The sequence below is a fragment of the Vibrio sp. J2-4 genome, assembly GCF_021728155.1.
Classification (GTDB): Bacteria; Pseudomonadota; Gammaproteobacteria; order Enterobacterales; family Vibrionaceae; genus Vibrio; species Vibrio diabolicus.
This window is the reverse complement of record NZ_JAKKCN010000003.1, coordinates 505,576-529,829: the sequence shown is the minus strand read 5'-3', so window position 1 is coordinate 529,829 and position 24,254 is coordinate 505,576. Positions and strand designations below refer to the sequence as shown.

20 protein-coding genes are annotated in these 24,254 nt (G+C 44.8%); 11 read left to right on the top strand and 9 right to left on the bottom strand.

All coding sequences use genetic code 11. The features are described from left to right. Position 1: 1 nt before the first annotated feature. Genes L3V32_RS12595 through L3V32_RS12575 form a run of 5 tightly spaced genes read right to left on the bottom strand, consistent with a single transcriptional unit; the run spans position 2 to position 5,113 of the window. Positions 2-1,711 carry a VWA domain-containing protein gene (locus L3V32_RS12595; protein ID WP_237284413.1) on the bottom strand — a complete coding sequence of 570 codons (1,710 nt, stop codon included), beginning with the start codon at positions 1,709-1,711 and terminating at the stop codon, positions 2-4. Then, the gene (locus L3V32_RS12590) at positions 1,704-2,708 is read right to left on the bottom strand and encodes a VWA domain-containing protein (RefSeq protein WP_006741917.1); all 1,005 of its coding nucleotides are present in this window, start codon (positions 2,706-2,708) and stop codon (positions 1,704-1,706) included. Before L3V32_RS12590 ends, L3V32_RS12595 begins: the two co-directional genes overlap by 8 nt. Continuing rightward, positions 2,701-3,177, bottom strand: coding sequence for a DUF4381 domain-containing protein (locus L3V32_RS12585; protein ID WP_047008481.1), 477 nt, complete (start codon positions 3,175-3,177; stop codon positions 2,701-2,703). The genes L3V32_RS12590 and L3V32_RS12585 overlap by 8 nt, the downstream gene beginning before the upstream one ends. Before the next feature lie 38 nt (positions 3,178-3,215). Beyond that, the gene (locus L3V32_RS12580; RefSeq protein ID WP_053808320.1) at positions 3,216-4,142 is read right to left on the bottom strand and encodes a DUF58 domain-containing protein; all 927 of its coding nucleotides are present in this window, start codon (positions 4,140-4,142) and stop codon (positions 3,216-3,218) included. Between the two features lie 14 nt (positions 4,143-4,156). Continuing rightward, positions 4,157-5,113, bottom strand: coding sequence for a MoxR family ATPase (locus tag L3V32_RS12575; RefSeq protein ID WP_237284412.1), 957 nt, complete (start codon positions 5,111-5,113; stop codon positions 4,157-4,159). 310 nt (positions 5,114-5,423) lie between these two features. Here L3V32_RS12575 and L3V32_RS12570 point away from each other — a divergent pair, with 310 nt between their 5' ends. The 8 genes from L3V32_RS12570 to L3V32_RS12535 all read left to right on the top strand — a co-directional run bounded on the left by L3V32_RS12570 (position 5,424) and on the right by L3V32_RS12535 (position 14,326). Further along, a complete protein-coding gene (locus L3V32_RS12570; RefSeq protein ID WP_005392399.1) occupies positions 5,424-7,340 on the top strand; it encodes a methyl-accepting chemotaxis protein in 1,917 nt (638 codons plus the stop codon). Positions 7,341-7,396: 56 nt separating this feature from the next. Then, entirely contained in the window at positions 7,397-7,597 is a 201-nt protein-coding gene (locus L3V32_RS12565) for a restriction endonuclease subunit S (protein WP_005392406.1), read from the top strand. Between the two features lie 246 nt (positions 7,598-7,843). Then, positions 7,844-8,512 (top strand): LuxR C-terminal-related transcriptional regulator, encoded by a 669-nt coding sequence (locus L3V32_RS12560; protein WP_182035853.1) that lies wholly within the window; start codon positions 7,844-7,846, stop codon positions 8,510-8,512. A gap of 228 nt (positions 8,513-8,740) precedes the next feature. Next, on the top strand, positions 8,741-9,397 hold the full coding sequence (locus L3V32_RS12555; protein ID WP_080619247.1) for a LuxR C-terminal-related transcriptional regulator: 657 nt from the start codon (positions 8,741-8,743) through the stop codon (positions 9,395-9,397). A gap of 207 nt (positions 9,398-9,604) precedes the next feature. Then, positions 9,605-10,195 (top strand): calcium-binding protein, encoded by a 591-nt coding sequence (locus L3V32_RS12550; protein WP_005392412.1) that lies wholly within the window; start codon positions 9,605-9,607, stop codon positions 10,193-10,195. A gap of 152 nt (positions 10,196-10,347) precedes the next feature. Further along, a complete protein-coding gene (locus L3V32_RS12545) occupies positions 10,348-12,066 on the top strand; it encodes a type I secretion system permease/ATPase (RefSeq protein WP_182035851.1) in 1,719 nt (572 codons plus the stop codon). Continuing rightward, positions 12,041-13,381, top strand: a complete 1,341-nt coding sequence (locus L3V32_RS12540; RefSeq protein WP_005392416.1) for an HlyD family type I secretion periplasmic adaptor subunit — start codon at positions 12,041-12,043, stop codon at positions 13,379-13,381. Before L3V32_RS12545 ends, L3V32_RS12540 begins: the two co-directional genes overlap by 26 nt. A 96-nt stretch (positions 13,382-13,477) precedes the next feature. Then, positions 13,478-14,326, top strand: a complete 849-nt coding sequence (locus tag L3V32_RS12535; RefSeq protein ID WP_005392418.1) for a mechanosensitive ion channel family protein — start codon at positions 13,478-13,480, stop codon at positions 14,324-14,326. A 99-nt stretch (positions 14,327-14,425) separates the two neighbouring features. On the opposite strand, the gene fhuB is transcribed toward L3V32_RS12535, so the two are convergent. Genes fhuB through L3V32_RS12515 form a run of 4 tightly spaced genes read right to left on the bottom strand, consistent with a single transcriptional unit; the run spans position 14,426 to position 20,253 of the window. Continuing rightward, positions 14,426-16,393: a Fe(3+)-hydroxamate ABC transporter permease FhuB gene (fhuB, locus tag L3V32_RS12530; protein WP_237284411.1), complete on the bottom strand. Its 1,968-nt coding sequence runs from the start codon at positions 16,391-16,393 to the stop codon at positions 14,426-14,428. Next, on the bottom strand, positions 16,390-17,319 hold the full coding sequence (locus L3V32_RS12525; protein ID WP_237284410.1) for an iron-siderophore ABC transporter substrate-binding protein: 930 nt from the start codon (positions 17,317-17,319) through the stop codon (positions 16,390-16,392). The genes fhuB and L3V32_RS12525 overlap by 4 nt, the downstream gene beginning before the upstream one ends. Further along, positions 17,310-18,095, bottom strand: a complete 786-nt coding sequence (locus L3V32_RS12520) for an ABC transporter ATP-binding protein (RefSeq protein WP_237284409.1) — start codon at positions 18,093-18,095, stop codon at positions 17,310-17,312. The genes L3V32_RS12525 and L3V32_RS12520 overlap by 10 nt, the downstream gene beginning before the upstream one ends. A 52-nt stretch (positions 18,096-18,147) precedes the next feature. Next, a complete protein-coding gene (locus L3V32_RS12515) occupies positions 18,148-20,253 on the bottom strand; it encodes a TonB-dependent siderophore receptor (RefSeq protein WP_237284408.1) in 2,106 nt (701 codons plus the stop codon). A 145-nt stretch (positions 20,254-20,398) separates the two neighbouring features. Here L3V32_RS12515 and L3V32_RS12510 point away from each other — a divergent pair, with 145 nt between their 5' ends. The 3 genes from L3V32_RS12510 to L3V32_RS12500 all read left to right on the top strand — a co-directional run bounded on the left by L3V32_RS12510 (position 20,399) and on the right by L3V32_RS12500 (position 24,219). Further along, the gene (locus L3V32_RS12510) at positions 20,399-22,252 is read left to right on the top strand and encodes an ABC transporter ATP-binding protein (protein ID WP_237284407.1); all 1,854 of its coding nucleotides are present in this window, start codon (positions 20,399-20,401) and stop codon (positions 22,250-22,252) included. Positions 22,253-22,489: 237 nt separating this feature from the next. Next, entirely contained in the window at positions 22,490-23,524 is a 1,035-nt protein-coding gene (locus L3V32_RS12505) for a DUF4118 domain-containing protein (protein ID WP_237284406.1), read from the top strand. Beyond that, entirely contained in the window at positions 23,521-24,219 is a 699-nt protein-coding gene (locus L3V32_RS12500; protein WP_109169184.1) for a response regulator transcription factor, read from the top strand. Before L3V32_RS12505 ends, L3V32_RS12500 begins: the two co-directional genes overlap by 4 nt. The last annotated feature ends 35 nt before the right edge of the window (positions 24,220-24,254 follow it).

Below are 24,254 nucleotides of genomic sequence, written 5' to 3'. Positions count from 1 at the left end.
CTTACCACTCCTTTTGAGATTGTTGTGGAGGTTGTTTTTGTTGAGCTTGAAGCTGCATTTGTGCACGAATCAAAAAGCTTGGATCGCGAGCGCTTTCGACTGCTTCTAGACGACGGAATTCAGGATCATCCCGATGCGTGTTTTTTGGCTGCACTTGAGCCTGCATTGGTTCACCTTGTTCATGAGCCTGCTTTTCACCTCGTTTCGGTCGATGTTGCTCTGTTTTTTGCTTTTCTGTTTTATTTTCAGATTCTTGCTGATTTTGTGACTGTTGTCCTTGCTCTTCCCTTTCACCGTTTTGAGACTTTTGTTGCTGTTGCTGTTGCTGTTGCTGTTGCTGTTGCTGTTGCTGTTGCTGTTGCTGTTGCTGTTGCTGTTTCAGCTTCTGTTCCACAACCGACAAGTTTTTCTTTGCAGCTTCAAAGTTGGGCTTTTCTTCAAGCAGTTTTTTATAAAGCTCTGCTGCTTCTTCTAATTGACCATTTTGCGCCAGAGAGTTGGCAAGGTTATAGCGGCCGTTAGGAGAGGAGTCATGAGAAAATGCTTCGATAGCGGCTTCGTAGTCACCTTTTTGGTAACTGGCGGCTCCTTTCCAGCTTGGGTTTGTAAATAGGTTTTGCGCCTGTTCATACTCACCTTGCTTGTAGAGTTCCGCTCCTCGTTGGTCGGCATTTAAGAACGGATTTGCTTCGGCGTGTTGTGTCCAAGTCATCGGTATTATTGTGGCCACAAACATCCAAATCAGGCCGCGTCGGAACAGTAAAGCTGCAGGCAGAAGTAACAGCGGCAGCAACCAAAAGCCACCGTTTAAGCGAGAATCAGTGCTCACTTCTTCACTCTGCTTGGCCGAAAGTTGACTGCCAACGTTGCTCGTAAAGACCGAAATGTTCTCAACATCGCGATTGGTGTGCTGAATAGGAACAAAAATTCCACCTGTTTTCTTTGCTAGTATTTGTAAATTCTTCAGATTTGTTTTCGCTACGACAGTTGTGCCTTGTGCAGTCTTTAAAAGAGAACCATCGGGTAGGGCGATGGGAGCGCCATTAGCGGTTCCTACTGCAAGAACAGAGATCCGAATGTTTTTACCTTCGACTAAATTCAACGCGCGAGACAGTTCTGACTCATCAAGGTCATCAGCTAACACGATGATGTCGCCTTGTTGCACACCTGCTTGAGAGAACTGGTTGAGCGCTAATTCAATTGCGGAAGGCAGGTTTGCCCCTTGAAAAGGCATTAGCTCTGGTGACAAATTCTCGATAATGCCGGCAAGCGTACTGGAATCAGTCGTCAGTGGACTTAAGTTATAGGCATCGCCAGCGTAAGCAATAAGACCCGTAGCCCCTTCTTTCCATTTAGGAAGTAAGTCCAGCGCCTTATAACGTGTTTGCGCGAGTCGATTAGGCTTGATGTCCGTAGCGAACATCGAGCGAGACATATCAAGCACCAAAATGCGGTTTTGGTTTAATTCAAAGCTTGGGCGAGCGTTGGATTGCCAGCTTGGTCCTGCTAGCGCAATACAGGCAATGGCCCAAGCTACGCCCCAGAGAATAAAATAGTGTTTGGACTGCGTGTTTTGTCCGAGCACTTTAGCTAGGTGAGGGGCAATCAGTGTCGATTTTTTTGCTCTAAATTTGTGATTGAGCAAGAGCGCAATAGGGATTGCGATGAGCCCCAAAAGCCAAGAAGGGTTAAGGAAAATAAACTCAGCCATGTTTTCTCCTCAGTAGGAATAACAATACCGACAGTACGAATGCAGCGCTTAATGGGTATGGGAACCATTCTGACTGCGGACGCCAAGTTTGCGTGTCGCTTGACACGGGCTCGAGCTGGTTGATGGTGTCGTAGATCTTTTCGAGCTGATCAGTATCTCGCGCCCGAAAATATTGTCCACCAGTCATCTCTGCCACTTTAGTTAGTGTTTGCTCATCCAAGTCGGCTGCGGTGTTAACCTTGCGAGTCATGAAAAACTCTTTCACCATCATTTCACCAGCACCTACGCCTACGGTGTAAATGGTCGCATTGTATTTTTTTGCGATTTCCGCTGCTTCGAGCGGTTCGAGCACACCGGCAGTATTGCTGCCGTCACTAAGCAAAATCATGACTCGTTGCGGAGCATCACTGTCTACAAAAGTTTTCGTGCCTAGACCAATGCCATCACCAATGGCGGTTCGTTGACCAACCAAGCCGATGACGGTTTGATTAATCTGCTGCATGACGGTTTTACGGTCTGCAGTGAGTGGCGTCTGCAAATACGCGTGATCGCCAAACAAAACAACCCCGAGACGGTCACCTTTTCTTTTTGCCACGAAATCCGATAGAACTTTTTTGACAGCGGTGAGGCGGTCGATGTATTCGCCGTTGAGCTCCATGTCTTCTTGCTGCATCGAGCCAGATAGGTCGACGACCAACATCAAGTCCCGATATTTGGGTTGGAACTCAACTGGATCACCAAACCAAACTGGACGCGCACAAGCAATGATAAGAAGAACCCAGATCGCCATTGATAGTGATTTTTGCAGGGCTTGCCTAGGCTTGCTGCCATTCTCATTAGTTGGTAAGTACGCCAATTTGATCTCGGCTTGTTGAGATTCTTGTGGCAGGAGCTTGTATACCAGCCAGGGGACAGGCAGCAAAAATAGTGCCCACCACCAGACAAATTCAATGTTTAGCCATTGGGCAAGATCGGTTATGAGTGTTTGCTCAGTCACGGTTATTTGCCTTTTTCTTTGGTGGCAAAGCGTGAGTTATCCAAAAGACACAATCATCGACCAAGCTTTGATGATTTTCTTGAGAGGATTTCTGATACAGCGCTTCTTGCCACTGATGTTGTTTGTCTACGAATCGAGTTTCTTTGGTATGGCTATCGAGAAATTCATACCAAGCGATTCCAGTTAATGGCGCGATTTCTTCACGCGGAAAGTAACTCAATGCCGCCTGACGCAATATTTCTAGAGCAGAGGAAGGGGTATGAGGTGTGACAGATTGAGTTAAAAGTTTTAAGGCTGCCTTTTGCGCGCGTAGGCGTTTTTTACGCCATTTCGTATAAAGATAAATGCTGAAAACGAAAAGTACGGTGGCCGCAAGCACTGCCCACCATCCCCAAGCGAGCGGAAACCAATCCGGAGCGTTTGGTAAAATCAGAGGTTCAAGGTCTAGGCTTTGGTTGTTTGTTGTCATTATTATTACTGCTTAATAAATGCTGCTTGTACAGTTTGTTAGCTTAATTGTGAAATCAAGGGCCAACCACTTGATAGCGTGTTAAATGGAATCGCCATCGAATGGCATTGCTGTTTAATGGTTTCTTGGTGTTGAGTAAAGTGTGTTTCGAGTTCCTTTCTTTGGCCCTTGGAGCCAAAGTTGAACCATTGACTACGTTGTCCATCCGAGGCTTTTACTTGACCTCTAAAGTTTGTTTCACCTCTTTCTAAAGGATCATAAAACTGAATAGCCCTCACACTATTGTGCTGTTTTAGTCGACGTAACTGCGTCAACTCTGCTGCGCTTATGTGGGCAAAGTCGCTGAGCATAATCAGTTCGCTGCCCTTAGGTGTCAGTGTATGAAGTGTTTCTAACACCTGAGTATACGGCAGTGTACGAGCCTCGTTGTTGGCAGTACGAGCCACCTGCGCGTTATGTGTATCGACGATAGCATTAAGAATCCGCAGCCCCTGTTTTTGTAGAGAGGAAGGGCGAAACTCAAAACATTGATGTCCATCGTCAATCACCGCACCGATGCGATCCTTTTTAGCCAAAGTGAGCCAAATCAACACGCTGGCAAAGTGGGCCAATTGAACCGACTTCAGCATATACTTAGACCCAAAATGCAGGCTAGAACTCAGGTCAAGGTAAAGAATCACAGCTTGCTCTTTGTCTTCTGCAAATAACTTTGTGTGCGCTTTCCCTGTACGAGCAGTTACCCGCCAATCAATACTGCGGATATCATCGCCAGGTTGGTATTGGCGTACTTCCATAAAATCCATGCCTCGCCCTTTTTGGCGGCTGGTATGGTTACCGCTCATTTGCGACCAGATACTTTGTGCTGGTGGCAACCAACGTACAGATTGAGTGCGGTATTGCAGCAGCTCTTCAAGGGTTAATGTCACCCCATTCGCATGAGGTGGCAATGGATGCGTTGTGGACATATCACTCCCTCGTCTTATGCACTGCCAACGAGGTTTAGCAGCTTATCAATGACTTGGTTTGCCGTAATGCCTTCCGCTTGAGCGTGGTAACTCAGTAATAAACGGTGGCGCAAAACCGGATAAGCCATGGTTTGAACATCTTCTGGGGACACAAAATCACGACCTGCAAGCCAAGCGTGCGCACGGGCACAACGATCCAGAGCGATGGTGGCACGTGGACTAACGCCCATTGACAACCACTTATCCAGCTCAGTGCCATATTCGCTCGCTCGACGTGTTGCCATAACTAAACGGACGATGTACTGCTCTATCGTTTCGGCCATATGAATATCCAACACTTCTTTACGCGCAGTGAATATATCTTGTTGGCTTAACATTGGGCGCTCGACGGTAGTTTCGCCTTTTGCTTCACCGCGGTTAATACGCAAGATAGATAGCTCATGCTCCGCATCTGGGTATTCCACTTCTAAATGTAATAAAAAGCGATCTAGCTGTGCTTCAGGTAGTGGATAAGTCCCTTCTTGTTCAATCGGGTTTTGAGTCGCCATGACCAAAAACAACTCTGGCAACGGGTAAGTATGGCGACCTGCTGTGACTTGTTTCTCTGCCATTGCTTCAAGCATCGCCGCTTGTACTTTGGCCGGTGCACGGTTTATCTCATCCGCAAGGATAAGAGAATTGAAGATAGGACCAGATTGGAAAGTGAACTCTCCGGTTTCGGGGCGGAAGATATCGGTGCCGGTTAAATCGGCTGGCAGCAAGTCAGGGGTAAACTGAATTCGGTGGAAGTCGCCTTCAACACAATCTGAGAGTGATTTTACTGCACGGGTTTTTGCCAGCCCAGGAGGGCCCTCAACCAAAATATGTCCATCTGCCAAAAGGGCAACAAGCAGTTGTTTGACTAGATCTTGCTGACCAATGATCTGCGACTCTAGGTATTGCTGAAGAGTTTCGAAGTTAGATTTATGCATGCTTTGGACTCTCGATATCCATTTGATTTTTGTGTTGAGTATTGGTCATTTTCCAGATGGAAAAAGTTCCAATGCGCTTTCGCAATTTATCTTTTCAATATTGGGACTCTGCAGAGAATTGCAAGTACTTGCTATCACTGAAAGTTCTTATCTGACAGAGTGTTACATTTATTTTTCATAATATAGTGAGAAATGCCTCTAGTTTTGTATATGTGAGCCGATAAAGTTTCTGTGATGTGCGTGTCATGAGATATGCACCAGATTCCCCTTATGGGGCCAATAACAAGTGATTCTTTTAAAAGGTCCGAATATGTTGAAACTTCATTCCTTGAGCATCAAACAGAAGGTTGTACTTGGTATTACGTTTGCTGTTTTAGCATCAACAATTATCGTTGGTGTTATGGCTCAGCGTCATGCAAGAGATGTGTTGAGCCACCGTCTTATTGATATCGAACTACCTGCGATGCTGCAGCAAATCAATACAGAAATTGACCGCGAAGTTGTAGAGATGCAACAAGCCGCAAAACAGCTCGCAACAAACGAGTTTATTGTCGAAGCCCTATCTAATACAGACCGCGACCCGTCGGTAGAAGTTCAGTTAGTTCAGCAGCTCAATAACGTTAAATCCCAGTACGGACTTAATGATGCGTCGGTAGCCAATCGTCAAACGGCATATTACTGGAATCAAAACGGGTTCTTGCGTCAGCTTAATCGAACTCAAGATGCTTGGTTCTTTGGCTTTACGTCTTCTGGTCAAGAAACGTCAGTGAGCGTTTTCCAAGAGGCAAACGGCGAAGTAAAAATGTTTGCCAACTACCAAGACTTAAATGGCACATCAATGTCAGGTCTTTCAAAGTCGATGGACGACATGGTTGCGCTGCTCAATGGGTTTAAAATTGAAGATACGGGTTATGTGTTCCTCACTAACGAACAGGGTGAGATTCAAATACATCGTCAACAAGGTAAAAACCAAACTTCTATCACCAAGCTATTTGGTAGTGATGCGAGTGCACTGCTGAATAAAAACAGCTTCAATTTGATTAATGTGGACTTTGAAGGGCAGGACACGTTTGTTTCCAGTTTGTATGTTCCTTCAATGAATTGGTTTGTCATTGGTGTAGTTCCTGTCGATGAAGTCTTCGCGGACCTAAATGCTACTGCGCAAAAAATGCTGTTTACGACCATCATTGTCGCCGTTGTATTCATTCTGATGGGCGTATGGTTGGCAAATAGTATTACTAAACCAATTCGACTGATTGCCGATCGTTTTACCGACCTTGGGCAAGGTGAAGGCGACTTGGCGCAGCGCATTGAAATTCAGGGTAATGATGAAATTGCTCAGCTTTCAAAAGGCTTCAACGGATTTATTGAGAAGATCCACGCCACAATGAAAGAAGTTGCTTTGACCAGTGGCTCATTAAGTCAAGCGGCAGAAAGTGTTTCGACGAAAGCAACATCCACACATGACAACAGCCAAGAGCAACGTGATCAAACCATTCAAGTTGTTGCGGCGATTAACCAGATGGGTGCGACCATCAGCGAAATTGCATCGAACGCGGCTACTGCTGCCGATACGGCAAATCAGGCTTCTGATAATACTCAAACGGGTCGTGAAGTGGTTATGAAAGCCAAAGAGGTGATTAGCCGCCTAGCTGATGACGTAGAAACGACCAATATTGTCGTCACGCAGCTGGCATCGACAACTAAAGATATTGGCTCGATTCTGGGCGTAATTCGTGACATATCAGAACAAACCAACTTGCTTGCGTTGAACGCCGCGATTGAGGCTGCACGTGCTGGAGAGCAAGGTCGTGGTTTTGCGGTGGTTGCTGACGAGGTAAGAAACCTAGCGTCACGCACGGCTGATTCAACAGAAGAGATCCAACGGATGATCAACCAACTTCAAAGTGACGCACAAGACGCAGTAAGTGCGATGGAAGCGGGTAAAGCGGTCACTATTGAAGGGGTCGCTTCAACCGATGAAGCAGTGGAAGTGTTAGTCAATATTTCTGAGCGAATTACAGACATCTCTGATCGTAATACACAAGTTGCAACGGCGACGGAAGAGCAATCCACTGTGGTGCATACCATTAATCAAAACATTGAAGAAATCAACGCGATCAATGAAATGACAACGGCAACGGCAGAAGAGCTGGCGGATGCAAGTCGTGATCTTCAAGCGCTCTCTTCACGTCTGGACAAGATGGTTGGTAGCTTCAAGCTATAGAGTTGGATAGAATAGCCGAAGTTTAAAAGTTCACTAACTAAATTTAGGTAAGTACTATGAATGACTTCGAAAAAGAACTAGAGCAGATTTCTCAGGAAGCCGCTCAGGAGCCAGAAGTAAAACTGCCGTCGCTAGAAGAGCAAAAAGCGATCGTCGCTGAGCTAAAAAAGCTGGAAGCAGAAGGTAAGTTGACGCCAGAAGTGTTAGAGCAACACTTTGGTAAATTTAACCAAAAAAACTCTGTTCCAGTTCACTAAGCTAGGGTGAGGTTTCGGCTCTAACGGGCGCGACAAAATCACCAACTCAAATACAAAAAAGGGAGTGTATGCTCCCTTTTTAATGTCTGAAAATGCTAATACCTCTTACAGACTTGCCACTTAAAAATTATTGACACTTCAATGAGTTATTAATTAGTACTAGTTATTTTCATACTTGACAATACTACTGCTCTATCTAAATCTATTGCGTATTTCAATAAAAGCGACCAAGGGAATGCGATCAGGATGGAGCAACAAAAAACAAGAAATGTCATTTTAATCACGGAGGGCAGTCTGCAGTCATCTCTGCTGAAAGATGTATTGGAGACCAAACTCGGTATTAGTGTTGCTCTAATCACACCAGACTCTCTTATTCACGGAGCGTTAGATTCGCCTTTAGCGTCAGCCATTATTGTTGATTGCAGCGTGATCACTGATGAAATATTTCGGCGTTATTCGGAATTTAAAGAGTCGCAACAGAAAGATACGCTCGAAATCTTAATTAATTGTGATCAATCCGTTTCGACTGAAGATCTTTTTGCTTGGCGTACTCTAGCAGGTATTTTTTATACCTCTGATGATATAAAAACGCTGCAAGTTGGGATTGGTAAGGTACTTCAGGGGGATATGTGGTTCAGCCGTAAGTTTTCTCAGCAATACATTACTCACCTTCGTCGCCACTGCAAACCTATAAATAAGAATGTTCCCGCTATTTTGACCAAACGAGAGCAACAAATAATTACCTTTCTCTCTATGGGGGCTTCCAATCAACAAATTGCTGAACAACTATTTGTGAGCGAGAATACGGTAAAGACTCATTTACACAATATTTTCAAGAAGATTGAAGTAAAAAATAGAGTCCAAGCACTTATTTGGGCGAAAGAAAATATTTCGGATAACTCGTTAACAGTGTAATCTCCTTGAAATACTACGTTATTTAATTTAGTGAATTCTTAATCATTACTGTGACCTAAATGTGTTAAAAGTGTTTCTTTTATGAGAAACACTTTTTTTGATTCTCTTTTTAATAACTTTGGAATTTAAAAAAGTAGCAAATAACTTTACTCTGTGGACTAGCACTTACATATCACACTAAGTGCGGACGATTAACGACGAATTTAAGAATGTTAAGTCACTGAAAGTATGAGAAACATTATGGAACAGTATATGGAAAAGCCTGAAGTCCTAATGCTCACTCAACAAAGTTTACAGAGTGAAAACTTTAAGGAAATGCTTTCTAAAAATATAGAAACTAAAATAACGATCATAGATACTAAAAACCCTAGTTATCACGAACTCATTCCGGAACGCTACTTTTTGCTTGTTGATTTTTCAGTTGAGATTCCATCCGAAACTTTAGTTTATTTAAAAGATAGTAATAAAGTGCTAGGAACCATAATGCTTAATTTAGGTTATGACTTAGACACAGAAGAACTCGCCTCATGGCCGCATGTAAAGGGTATATTCGGTCCGGGAGACTCTATGGACAAGGTGTGTCAGGGGTTAAAAGCAATAATAAAAGGAGATAATTGGCTGTCTCGAAGATTACTGGATCAGCTGGTTAATTATTATCGAGGAAAAGAAGCGAATAGCATTATTGAGCCCGCTATCGAGGTAGAGCTTACTCGGCGTGAAATTCAAGTTTTAAAAATGTTGAAAGAAGGAGGCTCAAATATGGAAATTGCTGATTCTTTATTTATCAGTGAGCATACTATTAAATCACATCTATACAATATTTTTAGAAAGTTAGAAGTAAAGAACCGTACGCAAGCAACAAGTTGGGCTAGGCGAAATCTGTAGTACTAGTATTAACTTACTGTAATAAAAAGAAAATACTCTATAAAGTACTAAGTTTTATATTTATTATTAAAATGTCAGTCTGAAATATCATCCCATATTCAAACTTATTCCTATTCGGTTGACTATTAGACTTCTCATGTCTGTTACAAATCTACTCAGACATAGAATAAAAGGTCTATTCAATTATTAAGACAAGAGGGAATAAAAATGAGCACAAGTGACAATGACACGTATCTAGGCGATGCAGGTGTAAATAACCAATTTGCTGATTTCGATGGCGGCGATGACTTGTTTATTGGTTTTGGTGGTAATGATTCGTTTGTTGGCGGTGGCGGTAACGATTATGTGATCGGCGGCGACGGGGATGATCGCCTAACTGGTGGTGCTGGTGATGACATCCTAAGGGCTGGTACAGGAAACGATTACCTCGGCGGTGGTACAGGTAATGATTTGCTTTTGGGTTTGTTGGGTGACAACAAACTAAATGGCGGCGTCGGTGAAGATATTCTTGTAGCTGGTTCTGGTGATAATGTTCTAGTTGGCGGCAGCAATGGCGATAAGTTTGTGTTCACGGATAAGTTTGGTGGCCATGGTGAAGCAAAAGTTGTGGATTTCACCATTGGTGAAGATTCTTTGCACATTATTAGCGACTCGGTCACAGACTTCGGTGATTTAAGCTTTAGCTATGATGCTGTAGGTAATGCCGTGTTTACCGATGGTGCTGATCTAACCGTGAAACTCATTGGCGTTACCGAAACTGACATCAATACTTACGGTGCGGATTTATTTGCAATCTAAATGACTTAAATCACTCAGAATGGGATTAGTTTATGTGGCTCTGTCACGCTGAGGTGAACTAACTCGGTCATTCTAGAGTGTATTTGAGGCTGTCTTAAGTTAGGTGCTAGCTTTTGCTGGCGCCTAAATTTTCAATTTAAACGGAAATAGTCGTGCAAAAAACGGTTTTCAAAGAAGTGAGACAAAAACTATGCACGCTTGCGGGCTTGCTAATCGCTTTTAGCCTTTTTATCAACATACTAGTCCTCTCGATTCCCTTGTACATGCTTCAAGTGTACAACCGAGTGATATCCTCCTATTCAACCGATACTCTACTTTTGCTCACTATTATCGTGATTGTCGCGTTACTAACCATGTCGATTATTGATATCGCTCGCGCGCAAATGAGTAAATCATTTGGTTATTGGATGGACACCAAACTGTCCACTTTTATGCTTAAGCGCAGCATTCAATACCAATCGCACACAGGGAAGAGTTACACCTCGCAAACGCTGCGAGATATTCAGAACATCAAAAGCTTTTTGAGCAGCCAAGCACCCTATCCACTATTGGATGCGCCTTGGACACCGCTGTTTATTTTGTTCGTATATTTATTGCACCCAGTATTGGGTCACATCGCGTTACTCGGGTCTATCGTATTGTTTAGTCTCGGGCTACTCAATGAGCTAATGACGCGTAAAACCATGCAAGAGAGTGAAGTCAGGGCGATCTCTCATATCAACAACGCCGAGCTAGCCACGCAAAATGCCAATTCAATTCTTGCGATGGGGATGATGAACGCGTTTTTAGAGAAATGGCAGTCGCGCGTGAATGAAGTCAATATGCTCGAAGAGCGAGTGGCGGGTAAGTCCATTTACATGGCTAACTTTTCTAAGTTTGTACGTGGTTCACTACAGATCTTTTTGCTGGGAGGCGGAGCATGGTTAGTGATCCAACATGAGATTACTGCGGGAGCGATGATCGCGAGTTCCATTTTAATGAGTCGGGCACTCTCACCGATGGAGCAGGCGATTGGAACATGGCGAAGTGCTATGTCTGCTAAAGGCGCGTATAAACGACTAAAAGAAATCGACGCAATCGTGCGCCAAGATGAATCGAATATGCCACTGCCAAAGCCAAAAGGACACTATGAACTTACTGGACTTGCTTATCGCCATCCTGGCACAGCAGAGCCTGTACTCTCATCGATCAACTTATCTATTCCTCCCGGAGTCGCTGTCGGAGTTATTGGCCCTTCTGGTACTGGTAAATCGACGTTTGCTCGGTTGTTATTAGGTACGATCAAGCCATTAGCAGGTAAGGTTACGCTTGATGGTATGGAAGTGTCTACTTGGGCATCGGAAGATCGCGGGGCCCATTTTGGTTATCTCGCTCAAGAAGTAGAGTTGTTTCCTGGCACAATTCGGGAGAACATCGCGCGCTTCAAAGAGGAAGACCCCGCTAAAGTCATCAAGGCGGCGCAACTAGCAGGATGTCATGAATTAATACTCAAGAAAAATAAAGGTTATGATTTCGTTATTGGCGAAAATGGCCGTGGTTTATCTGGAGGAGAAAGGCAGAGAATCGCACTTGCTAGAGCCGTTTATGGCGATCCACCTATTGTGATTTTCGATGAAGCTAATGCCAACCTTGATGGTGAAGGAGAGGCTGCATATCAACGTTTGATTGCCCATTTAAAGGCGCAAGGCTCAACGATTATCGTCATTGCCCATAATCCGAGTACATTACGACAAATGGATAGATTGCTGTATTTGGCTGAAGGTCGAGTCAAATTATACGGTGCTAAAGATGAAGTATTAAAACGCTTGATGGGCGAAGAAAGAACAGATATTCCAAGGGTAAGAAATGAGCAATCAACTGCCAGCCGTTAATCAGCATCCGTCTGAAACCGTTTATCGTTTTAGTCCGCAAGCGAAACTAAGCTTTCGAAAGCCAATTTTACTTGGTGTGGTGACGCTAAGTATTTTTCTTGGTGGCCTAGGCTACTGGGCTGCGACAGCGAAATTAGAGAGTGCTGCAATTGCTTATGGCGATTTGTCTGTTCTCACTAAGCGACAAGAAATTCAACATCTAGAAGGCGGCATTATTGAAAAGCTGTACGTGCAGGAGGGAGACTTAGTTGAAAAAGGTCAGTTATTAATTCAACTCTCTAAGCGACAAGCTATGGCGAAGTTGGATTCATTAAGTGGTCAGTTTATTCATACTCTAGCGAAGGAAAACCGTCTAAGTGCTGAGCTAGATGAATTGCCAACGATCGTATGGTCTGATGATCTTGAAAGTATTCCTCGCGTCGATATCGTCCAAGAAGCTCAACTGGTTCAAAACAAGATCTTTGAAGCGAGAAAGCGATTCTTTGATAGTAAGCTGAGCATCATTGAGCAGAGTATTTCTGGGGCAAATTTGGAGCTAGAAAACCTCCAGCAAACCAAAGTCATTGAGAGAGAAAGACTCAATTTTATCGCCGAAGAAATAGACAGTAACCAAGCTTTAGTTCAAAAAGGCTTTTCGGGTAAATCCACCTTACTTCAACTCAAACGTCTTGCAGCGGAAGTGCGGAGTACCTTAAGTCAGTTAGACAGACAATCACTCACAGTAAGCAAAAGGTTGGATGAAAACCAAGCGCAAATTGAAGAGTTGAAGCTTGAAAGACTGAATGAGATTGTCGAGGAGCTACGAAACACCAAAAAGGAAATCGTCGCCATCCGTGAAGAGTATCGCTCAGCCCAAGATATTGTAGCGAGAACAACCATCAATGCACCTATTGCAGGCCGTGTGGTCAACATGCAGGTATTTACCGAAAAAGGTGTGATTGGTTCGGGTGAAACGCTATTAGAGTTGGTTCCTCAAGACGATAAGTTGTTAGTCGAGGCTCGCGTGAATCCTCAGGATATCGATTTAGTTAACCCAGGTCAGCAGGCGCATGTTCGTCTGACCGCTCTGAATGCTAGAACGTTGGCACCATTAGACGGTACGGTGTTAACGATTTCTGCGGATAAGCTTTCACAAGAAAACCAAGAGGATTTTTACCTCGCTAGAATTGCAATTTCGCAAGAAGATGTAGCCAAACACCGCTTAACTTCAGGAATGAACGCGGAAGTGCTTATTTTATCTGAACCGCGAACGCCTTTAAGTTATTTAATAAAGCCAATCACTGAAAGCATGAATCGCGCCTTTAGAGAGGAGTAATCTCAAAAGTACTTGAGTGAACACGGACAACTGACAAAATAATTTGTTATGGTTACCCGTTACTAGGCCGTATTTTAATTCTAAGGGAGCCGTGGAATGGAGAAAGTGCAGTTAGTCGTCGATTTTCTTCTCACTCATAAACTGATTTTTACCGCACTGATCTTTGTGATTATGTGGTTAATTCGTCGTACCATTTTATCGATGATTCGTGGTGACCATGCCTTTCTTTCTGAAGATCAGCGCAGCTGGATGTCCAGAACTAAGAACGGCACTTTTGCCGTTACATTACTGATTTTATTTATTTTATGGCAATCAGAAATAAACGAGTTTGCTCTAAGTGTCACGGCGATAGCGGTTGCCATTGTTGTGGCATCCAAAGAGATAATTTTGTGTTTTACAGGCTCGATTCAAAGAGCAAGCTCACGTTCTTTTCGTGTCGGTGACTGGATTGAGGTCGGTAAACTGTGCGGCGAAGTGATCGAGCACAATATGATGGCGACGGTGATTCAAGAGATCGACCTGCACCATGGGCAATATCACTACACCGGAAAAACCGCGACCTTACCCAATAGTATGTTTTTTACTTACCCAGTAAAGAACCTCAATTTTATGAAGCGCTACGTCTACCACAATTTTTCTATCGTGGTGAAAGACTTCGTTAATTTGTATCCTCTGTTACCAATCTTGACCGACAAGATTGAAGAGCATTGTAGCTACTTCAGTGATGTTGCGCATCGCTACAATGCGATGATTGAAAAACACGCGGGGGTCGATCTTCCCGGTGCAGAGCCACATATGCATATTTCTAGTAATATCAATGGTGAGCAGATTTTGCATGTTATGATTTTCTGCCCGACCGATAAAGCTAACCACTTGGAGCATTTGATTCGTAAAGACTTTATGGAACTTTATGAGCAGCGCTTTCCTGTGGTGAGTGAAAAATAGAGAAGTGTCGTACGCCAGTTAAAACAAACCCCGCTATCAAACATAGCGGGGTTTGTTTTTCTAACGGTATTTCCAGCTCTAACTATATTCCCTGAATACTTAGCTGAATTTACTTTTCAGCATTAAAAACAGAAAGTAAGTACTGCCTAAAATAGCGACCAATGTGCCAGCTGCGACCTGACTTGGATAAATAGCGATTTGTCCCAGCCAATCTGCCCACAACATTAGGGTTGCACCAATTAAGGCTCCGACACTTAGTTGCTCTTTCACTTTTCTTGCTCCTAACATCATCGCCATATGGGGAGCGACCAAGCCAACAAAAGATATCGGACCAACTGTAGCGGTAGAAAAGGCGCATAATAAAGCAACGATGGTGAGCATTAGCGTATTGGCTACGGTGGGGTTAAGTCCTCGTGCATTTGAGAATTGTCGTCCGATGGAAATTAATGTTAGCCAGCGAGAAATCGCGAATACAGCGGTAAGCAGAACCATTATTGCCAAACATAGCATCAGTGCGGTGTCGGCTGTGACTCGATAAATTGAACCAGTTAGCCACAATAAAATTTTGTAACTGTCACCAGAACCTTGAGCTAGCGAAAATTGAACGAGGGCTTCCAATAGTGCCGTTAGTGCGATGCCGGACAACACGAAGTTAGATGGATTAAAATGGCTTCGTTTACCGATAATCAGCAATAACATCAATACGGACATACTTCCGAAAAAAGCGATACCCCAGTTAAATGCGGAGAGAAGTGACCCAGCGATAACTCCAGTCGTAATAATGGCAAACGTGGCTCCGGAAGACACACCGAGAATATCGGGACTTGCCAGAGGGTTGTAAACAATGCGTTGCAAAATGATTCCGGCAACGGATAGAGCAATACCGACAGAAAGTGCGGTTAACATTCGCGGCCAGCGCAATTGCCATTGAAACTCCCCTGGCACGGACCATTGGATCCCGTTTATACCATGGGTAACGAATGAGTAAGCTAGAATCCCAACCAGACTGAATAGCGCAATGCTGCATACCGCGCGTTTAGAAAGCGCCGTTTTTCCTTGGCTCATTGAAAGGTTAAGTTGATCGGTTGCCGTCAGCTTTTTACGAGTAAACCAAATTAAAGCGGGAGCGCCAATAGCTGCAGCCGCTACGCCGCTAGGAATGGTTTCCTCTAACCATAAGCTTAGCGAGATGGCGGCAGAGTCGGTGATGATTAATAGCATTGCGCCCATTAGCATGCTGCTGATCAATTCGTCGCGCGGTGTTCTTGCCCCCATCGCTCTGGCGATATTGGGGGTCAGTAATCCGATGAAGCTGATAATGCCAACCGCAGTGATTGAGGCTGATATCAGCCAAATACCCATCACCATTAACGTGCCAAAAGCAGGTAATACCGCTAAGCCTCGGGCTGCTGCGCCTTCTTGCCCTAGTTTCATTAGAGTCAGAATACGTGGTGCGACGATCAAAATGACGATTGCGATAGCGCAGCGAGGCAATAACCACTCAAACCAATCCCAGCTGTATTGTGAAAGGTCGCCCGCTCCCCACATAAAAATATTCTGTGCAAACTGGGCGTTTAAAATAATAATGGCTGTGGCGATAGAACCGAGCAAGATATTGATCACCATCCCCGAAACGACCAACGGCAAACCTGTCATATTACGCACACCGGCAATAGATACGATCAGGCCAAACGCCACTAAGGCGCCTACCATTGCGGCTAATGCAGAGTAGTCGGCTACCCAATCAACAAACCAAATGTTTACCACGACTAATGCAAGCCAAGCCCCAGAAGAGGTGCCAAGAGTCAAAGGAGAGGTGAGGTTATTCTGCGTTAATTGCTGCATTAAGCTGCCAGTGAGACCAAGCATGGCACCAACAAGCAGAGTAATACTTAACCTAGGAAGCTGAGCTTGCGTAAAAAATACGTCACGAAATTCGCTCGCTACCTCTGGTTTTGTTAATAATTGCCACTGTTCGAAGAGTGATAAATTAGTGTCAATTTGTAGACTAAAGACGCTAAGTAACGTAATCAGCGCCAGATAACCAATATAATGTTTCGTTCTCATTGCTTTGGTGCCAACTCTATTAGACTGTCGGTAATCGCTTCAGCGGTGTATTGCAAAGACATAGCACCGCCATACGCCCACACTGCTCTGACTGAATTTACCCGCTGCTTCTTTACAAACGGCATCGCTTGCCAAAGTGGCGAATCTTTCAGTTTGCGTTCTTCTGGGAAAGGTTGTACGTAGAGAACGTAGCTGCTTTGAAGGTTTTGAAGTCGATTAATCCGATCTTGCTTTACGCCCCACGCGCGTGGAGCCTCTTTAATTGGAGTCTGTAATCCCAGCTTTCTGACCACGTAGTCTGTGGTGGAATTTTCGGTTGCAAGAAACACCGTATTCGGGGTTGAAAAACGCATCACCAGAACACTTAGTGACTCAGAGTAATAGTGGCGAATTCGCTGGCGCATCTGCGCAAATGAAGCATCTAATTCTGCCAATTTCTGTTCAGCAAGTGCCTCTTTATTGAATAGCTTGCCAAGCGTACGAAAGTGGCGAATAGCAGTCTCGGCCGCAGCCTCATTTTCAGAAAAATTAGGTAAATAGATAACCGGAGCAATTTGTTTGAGTAACGGAATCAAGTCTTGCTGTGGAGACGCAGCAAGGATGACATCTGGCTTCAAGTTGGCGATTTTTTCTAAGTTGGGCTCGGCTCGGGTTCCAATATCTTCGATTGACTCTGGCGCATACGGATTAACCACCCATTGGCGGTAGCCTGGTAAATTGGGGGCGGCAATTGGTTCCACGTCTAGCGCCAAAACTTGTTCTAGGATGTCCCAATTTAAGGCGATAACGCGCTGCGGCGCTTGCTCAAAACTATGCTCACCATATTCATCGGTAACGGTGATGACTGCATTTGCATTAGTCATAAAAAATGCTAACAGAAAAGCAGATTGTGTAACCACAGTAAGTAAACGAGCTATTATGCGCATACAACAGCCACCTTTTGGCTCGCCAATGTGTTGGCTGGGGTTGGATGATCAATGAGCTTAATCGGTGATTCGTAAAGTGCAGACAAACGCGCTTCATCTAACAACATGTCGGCGGTGCCTTCAAAGGCAATCTGACCTTTTTTGAGCGCGACAATGTGCGTTGCGTAGCGCAGTGCTAAGTTCAGATCGTGCAGGATCACGATAATGCCTACGTTCTCGGTTCGATTCAGTTCTGCCAGCAGCGCCATTAGTTGAAACTGATGGTGAACATCGAGCGCCGAGGTTGGCTCATCGAGAATTAAAATTGGCGATTGTTGAGCCAGTAGCATAGACACCCAAGCACGTTGGCGTTCGCCGCCTGATAAGTCATCCGCCAAAGCTTGAGCAAAAGGTGTAACTCCTGTTCGTTCCATAGCCTGCGTGATGATCTGTTTGTCTTCTGTTTTCCAACGACCAAGTGCGCCACGCCACGGAAAGCGGCCTAAGCGCACTAGCTCTTCTACCGTTAAACCAGCCGAGGAGGGCAGCTTTTGTGGCAAATAGGCGATCTGCTTTGCCAGCTCTTTGGTTTTGAGTGACGAAAGGGAAGTGTCGTTTAGTGTTACCGTGCCTTTATCTGGTGACATTTGACCAGAAAGCAAGTTCACCAGTGTAGATTTGCCTGAACCGTTATGGCCCAAAACGACAGTTAGTTCATTCGTTGGGATGTTAAGTTGGTCGATGCCGAGGATCTGACGTCCACCTCGAACGATCTCAATATTAGACAGTTGAAACATGGATGACTCTTAGGAGAAAACTCCCCTCAAGAGAGGGGAGTAGAAAGTTCAATTACCAGCGGTAGTTTGCGTTTAGCATGACAGAGCGAGACTGGCCGTAGTAACACCAGTAATCGCAACCTGAAACAAACTCTTTATCCAGAATGTTGTTCACGTTTAGCTGTGCTTGCCACTGTGAAGTGATGTCGTAAGTGACTGACGCATCCCAAAGAGTGACTGAAGGAACAGTTAGGTTCGAGCTCTTAGGGTTATCTTTTGACTCACCTACGTAGCGCACACCAGTACCGATATTGAGGCCTGGAATCAGGCTGTAGGCGCTGTAGTCTACCCATGCTGAAGCTTGGTGTTCAGGAATAAGTGCGGCTTGTTTTTTACCTTGGCCAAAACTCTCATCTGTTTTTGCTTTAGTGTAGGTGTAGCTTGCCATCAGTTTTAGATCGTCGGTTAGCTGCGCCGTGCTTTCAAGCTCAATACCTTGAGAAGTCACTTCCCCCGTTTGTGTCGCGATCCATGTTGAAGGGTTAGTCACCAACGCGTTCTTTTGCGTAATGTCGAACCATGCAAGGTTGATAAAGCCATCCATAAAGCCTGGCTCATACTTCACACCTACTTCTACTTGTTCGCCTTCTAGCGGTTTGTATAGTTCATTGGTTGCTGTATCAATTGTACTGATCACTTCAAACGACTGAGAGTAGTTTGCGTAAGGTGACAGACCATTGTTTGCAAGGAACATAACACCCGCGCTGAGAGACAACTGACCATCATCACGAGATTCACTTTGATCAACGGTAGCGCCTTTGCCAGAGTTTTCTGTTTTCACCCAGTCGTAACGAGCACCGATGTTACCAATCCACTGTTCATGCAGTTTCAATTGGTATTGTGAATAGAGACTTGCTTGAGATTTCTCAATCTCACGTTTCACGTTGTTGGCAGGATCAAGCGGGGTGAAGTTGCCGTAAACTGGGTTCCACGGATTGATGGTGCCAAATGCGTAGTTGTCTTGCTCGTCGCCATCGGTTTTGTGGAATTGCAGATCCATACCGATAAGCACTGTGTGCTCTGCGTTGTCTGTCATCCAGTTGCCGACAGCATTGTTATCGAACGTGATGCTCTGGTTTTTTCCGTCACGGAATACGATGCCTTGCGTTAACTCTTCTTTCGCTGGATCGTTGTTTGAGAACGCGTAAGAGCTGCGCAAGTACAACTCATTGGAGCCGTAGTTGAGGTTTTGCGAGAATGACCACGTGTCATTGATGTCGTGCTCTAGTAAGTAACCTAGAGAAAACTGCGTGCGTTCGTATTTATCGTAGTTTGGCTGACCAAGGTTAGTCGAAGGATCGATTTTGCCAAAGTTAGAACCAATCAGAGTACCTGCTGCCGGGAAGAATGGGTTAGTTGGTACACCGTCATCATGAAGGTAAGTAGCCAAAACGGTCAGCATTGTACGGTCAGAAATGTCGAACTCGACACTTGGCGCTAGGTAGAAACGCTCGTTATTTGTGCCGTCCAGTTCACCGTCTTGGCTTGTCATCAAGCCAACCAAACGATAGCGCACGGTGCCTGCGTCGTTTGCTTCGTCAGCAATGTCAAAACCTACGGATTGGTGTTGGTTGTTGCCAACTTCGACTTTTACTTCGCCTTGAGGCGTAAACGTTGGTTTTTTCTGCACCGCATTCACGATACCGCCTGGTGCCGATTCACCAAACAGAATAGCTGATGGGCCTTTAACGATTTCTACACTTTCTAGGCCGTAAGGTTCGACTAACCATGTGTAGTAACCATCGCGGAATAGGCGGTTGCCGTTTAGGTAAGTCGCTGCATCAAATCCACGAACTTTGAACCAATCAGTGTCGTTGTCTGCGCCATAAGGTTGAGCGGTTACACCAGACGTGTAGCGTAATGCTTCGTCCAATTTTTGCGGTGCACGAACACGAAGTTCATCTTCAGAAATGATAGATACGCTGCGCGGCGTTTCTGCCGCAGGGGTTTCTACTTTAAGTGCTTGCGCGGTGACCGTAATGGTCTCCATTGCAATAATGTCATCTTGTACAACGTCTTCTTGAGCTTGTGCTGTGAATGCAACCACTGCTGCTGTTGGTGCCAAAGCACAGACCAACGCATTACGGATCGCGATGGTCAGTAAGTTATTCTTTGTCATAAATATATTCCCGACAATTATGATTAACGCTAAGCTTAATTGTAATTATTATCATTTGAACTTTTGTTTCGGTATTTTACTGACTTTTGTATCAAAAGATAGTAAAACGTTCGCAAATTCATTCGCGGTACTTAAAGTCGTTGTTATGTTCAATTGGTTTGAAAAACTGACCCAACCCTTTCCCCAGATGGAAACCGAAAAGCCACCGAAGACACTTTTTGGCTTCTGTCGCTTTTACACTCGTGGCTTTGAAGCCCCTTTACTTGTCATGGCTGTTTTCAGTGCGCTTATTGCCATTACTGAGGTGACGCTGTTGCGTTATATGGGTGAGCTCGTCGATATTCTCTCTAATCAGGATCGCGCAACATTCTGGCAAGATCAGGGTGATCGCATGCTAATGATGCTGTTCTTAGTGGCGGTTGTGATGCCAGCTCTCGGTTTTGTCCACTCAATGGTGATGCACCAAACGTTATTGGGTAACTACCCGATGTCTATCCGTTGGTTGATTCACCGTTACTTGCTAAAACAAGCGGTTGGATTTTTCCAACGTGACTTTGCAGGCCGAGTTGCGACCAAAGTGATGCAAAGTGCGTTAGCGGTACGAGAAACGGTCATGAAGTTGGTGGATGTACTGGTTTATATCAGCGTTTATTTTCTTTCGATGCTTTGGATGATGGGCGAGGCCGATGGTTTGCTGATGTTGCCTATTGTGATTTGGATAGGAATGTACGCGGTTATCCAGTTCTACTTTATCCCTAAAATGAAACAAGTAGCGACAGAGCAAGCGGATGCTCGCTCTGTAATGACTGGACGCATTGTCGATTCTTACACCAACATTTCTACCGTAAAACTATTCGCTCATTCACAGCGAGAGTTGGAATACGCAGAAAGCAGCATGAAGCAATTTTTGGTGACGGTTTACCGCCAAATGCGCATGGTGACTTGTTTGCTGTTTAGTGTTGATGCCATCAACTATTTACTGCTGATGTCTATCAGTGCCATTTCGGTTTATCTATGGCTAGAGCACGCTGTAACAATTGGTGCTATTGCGATTGCCATTAGTATTGCGTTGCGCGTACAAGGAATGTCGAAGTGGATCATGTGGGAAGTTAGCGCACTGTTTGAAAACATCGGTACGGTAGTAGACGGTATAAATACGATTTCAAACGACGTTGAAGTGAAAGACATACCAAATGCCAAGCCTCTGCAAATCTCTCAAGGTGAGATCAGTTTTGATCACGTAGGTTTTAACTACAGTGATGAAAAGGCGGTATTTGAGAACTTGAATCTGACCATCAAACCGGGCGAAAAAGTCGGCATTGTCGGTCGTTCTGGGGCAGGTAAATCCACGTTGGTCAACTTGTTGCTGCGCTTTTACGACGTAAATAGCGGTAAGATTTGTATTGATGGACAGGACATTTCGCAAGTCGAACAAGAGTCGCTTCGCCAACACATCGGTATGATCACGCAAGACACCTCTTTGCTGCATCGTTCAATTAAAGAGAACATTCTTTACGGTGATCCAGATGCTTCAATGGGTGCCGTTATCGCAGCTGCTGAGAAAGCACATGCTCATGATTTCATTCAATCTCTACGAGACGAGCAAGGTAACGTTGGCTATGACGTTGAAGTGGGTGAACGCGGTGTGAAGCTGTCTGGTGGTCAGCGTCAACGCGTGGCGATTGCTCGCGTGCTGCTGAAAAACGCGCCAATTTTGATCATGGATGAAGCAACGTCTGCACTTGATTCAGAAGTAGAATCGGCAATTCAAGAAAACCTTGAAGTTCTGATGGAAGGAAAAACAGTGATTGCGATTGCTCACCGTTTATCAACGATTGCCGCGATGGATCGTTTGATTGTAATGGATGACGGCAAAATCATTGAGCAAGGCTCGCACCACGAACTGCTGCAACTGGGTGGCGTTTACGCTCAGTTGTGGAAGCATCAAACTGGCGGCTTTTTGTCTGAGCAAGGTGATGCTCAACGGCAAGTCATCTAATATGGCGCTACACGAAAGGGGAGCAAATGCTCCTCTTTTTTGTGTCTGCCGTTTATACCGAGTGAGTAGGCGTAAATGGGCAACGTTAACTTGTGATTATTCATTGAGTTAGGCCAACTTAATGATGATTATGTTTATAACTCACTGTCGTTATTGAATTTTTTACGCTTTTTTTACGCGAACTCCGAATGGGCTTTTGCTAAAGTTTTCTACATCGAATTTTGGTTGATGTACTTTATGTTTGCTCATTGGCGAGATAACACATTTCTCTTTTCTGCCATCGTGATTGTTGGCGCGGTTGTGGCCTCATGGCTGTTAGACCAACTGTTTGGCTCTACGGCTGCCGTCCTGCTGATTTTGCAGTTAGCAGTCGTGGTGGTGGCGTTTCAATGCAGCTCGCGATTCGCTTATGCGGCGGCGGTGATCGAAGCGTTGAGCTTCAACTTCTTTTTCACGACGCCTCGTTACTCTTTGCAGATGTTTCGTCCGGAAGACATTTTTAATCTAGTCGTGTTTATGGTGGTGGCATTTATCACCAGCACTTTTGCAGATCTTTATCGTCGCCAGCAGGGCGAGTTAAAACAAACCAAGTTGCAAAACAGCATCCTGCTATCGGTGTCCCATGACCTACGCACGCCGCTAGCAACCATTATTGGAACATTGACCACACTCAACGAGTACATGCCCAAGCTCAATGACTTAGAGCGTAAAGAATTGCTCGACAGTGCGACTTCAGAAAGCCATCGCTTGCATCAATATATCGAGAACCTCTTACAGGCGACTAAGCTCCAGCACGGCACATTAAAAATTACCAAAAAAGATGAGCTGATTGCAGATATTGTGCGGGATGCGGTTTCTCGTTTGCCAAATTACACCGAGAAAGTGTCCATGAATATGGATGATTCCGTTGATTATTTGTCAGTAAGTCGTTCGCTCATCGAACAAGCGATTTTTAATGTGTTGGATAATGCCATGCGATTTTCACCAGAGAATGAATCTGTTGAGGTTTCTCTTTCTAAGCAGGGTTCGTCGTGCGTGATTGATGTTCGGGACATGGGGATTGGCATCAAAGCTGAAGATGCGGAAAAAATATTCAATCTTTTCTATTCTGGTGTGAACAACAAATCGGCCGATTCAGGCACCGGAATGGGACTCGCGGTTGCCAAAGGCATCATCACCGCACACCAAGGATATATTCAATCTATGCCAGTATCAGAAGGGACGCTGATCCGCATTCGACTTCCACTCAATCAAGGAGCAGAGCAGGCGTGAGTTACAAAGTTTTAGTCGTGGACGATGAGCCTCGCATTCATACCTTTATTCGAATTTCGCTGTCTGCTGAAGGGTTTGATTACATTGGCGCGAGTACCATTGCAGAAGCCAAAGCGTGTTTCGAAGCGTATTCGCCGCACGTAATTCTGCTAGATTTAGGCTTGCCCGACGGCGATGGGGCGGAGTTTCTCACTACGCTTCGTCAGACGTATAAAACGCCAGTGCTAGTGCTGACAGCTCGCGATCAAGAAGAGGAAAAAATCCGCCTTTTAGAAGCGGGCGCGAATGATTACTTGAGCAAGCCTTTTGGCGTAAAAGAGCTCATCGCGCGCATCAAAGTGCTGGTTCGAGATTTGGTGGATGAGCAAACCGTCGCTGATGAGCTGGTGGCTGGCCGAGTCAAAATCATCAAAAGTACTCACCAATTTTGGTTGGATCAGAGGGAAATTCCACTCACCAAGAAAGAGTTTTCCTTCATTGAACAGTTGATTCTCAAGCCGGGAAAACTCATTGAGCAAACTCATTTGCTATCGGTAATTTGGGGAAAAAGTCATGTCGAAGATACTCACTACTTACGCGTGTTAGTGAGTCAACTACGCAAAAAACTGAACGATAGTGCTGACGAACAGCGGCTATTAAAAACTGAGCCGGGGCTGGGCTATCGTTTAGTGCTTGAGGCGTCCAAGCACCACTAAATTCCAAATTTAATCAACGTTAATGCCAAGGTTTA

Coding starts and splice junctions, on each gene's coding strand:
- L3V32_RS12535 (WP_005392418.1), top strand. CDS start 13,478: ATGGAGAAAGTGCAGTTAGTCGTCGATTTTCTTCTCACTCATAAACTG.
- L3V32_RS12505 (WP_237284406.1), top strand. CDS start 22,490: ATGTTTGCTCATTGGCGAGATAACACATTTCTCTTTTCTGCCATCGTG.
- L3V32_RS12540 (WP_005392416.1), top strand. CDS start 12,041: ATGAGCAATCAACTGCCAGCCGTTAATCAGCATCCGTCTGAAACCGTT.
- L3V32_RS12550 (WP_005392412.1), top strand. CDS start 9,605: ATGAGCACAAGTGACAATGACACGTATCTAGGCGATGCAGGTGTAAAT.
- L3V32_RS12520 (WP_237284409.1), bottom strand. CDS start 18,095: ATGTTTCAACTGTCTAATATTGAGATCGTTCGAGGTGGACGTCAGATC.
- L3V32_RS12595 (WP_237284413.1), bottom strand. CDS start 1,711: ATGGCTGAGTTTATTTTCCTTAACCCTTCTTGGCTTTTGGGGCTCATC.
- L3V32_RS12565 (WP_005392406.1), top strand. CDS start 7,397: ATGAATGACTTCGAAAAAGAACTAGAGCAGATTTCTCAGGAAGCCGCT.
- L3V32_RS12570 (WP_005392399.1), top strand. CDS start 5,424: ATGTTGAAACTTCATTCCTTGAGCATCAAACAGAAGGTTGTACTTGGT.
- L3V32_RS12510 (WP_237284407.1), top strand. CDS start 20,399: ATGTTCAATTGGTTTGAAAAACTGACCCAACCCTTTCCCCAGATGGAA.
- L3V32_RS12515 (WP_237284408.1), bottom strand. CDS start 20,253: ATGACAAAGAATAACTTACTGACCATCGCGATCCGTAATGCGTTGGTC.
- L3V32_RS12560 (WP_182035853.1), top strand. CDS start 7,844: ATGGAGCAACAAAAAACAAGAAATGTCATTTTAATCACGGAGGGCAGT.
- L3V32_RS12575 (WP_237284412.1), bottom strand. CDS start 5,113: ATGCATAAATCTAACTTCGAAACTCTTCAGCAATACCTAGAGTCGCAG.
- fhuB (WP_237284411.1), bottom strand. CDS start 16,393: ATGAGAACGAAACATTATATTGGTTATCTGGCGCTGATTACGTTACTT.
- L3V32_RS12525 (WP_237284410.1), bottom strand. CDS start 17,319: ATGCGCATAATAGCTCGTTTACTTACTGTGGTTACACAATCTGCTTTT.
- L3V32_RS12555 (WP_080619247.1), top strand. CDS start 8,741: ATGAGAAACATTATGGAACAGTATATGGAAAAGCCTGAAGTCCTAATG.
- L3V32_RS12580 (WP_053808320.1), bottom strand. CDS start 4,142: ATGTCCACAACGCATCCATTGCCACCTCATGCGAATGGGGTGACATTA.
- L3V32_RS12585 (WP_047008481.1), bottom strand. CDS start 3,177: ATGACAACAAACAACCAAAGCCTAGACCTTGAACCTCTGATTTTACCA.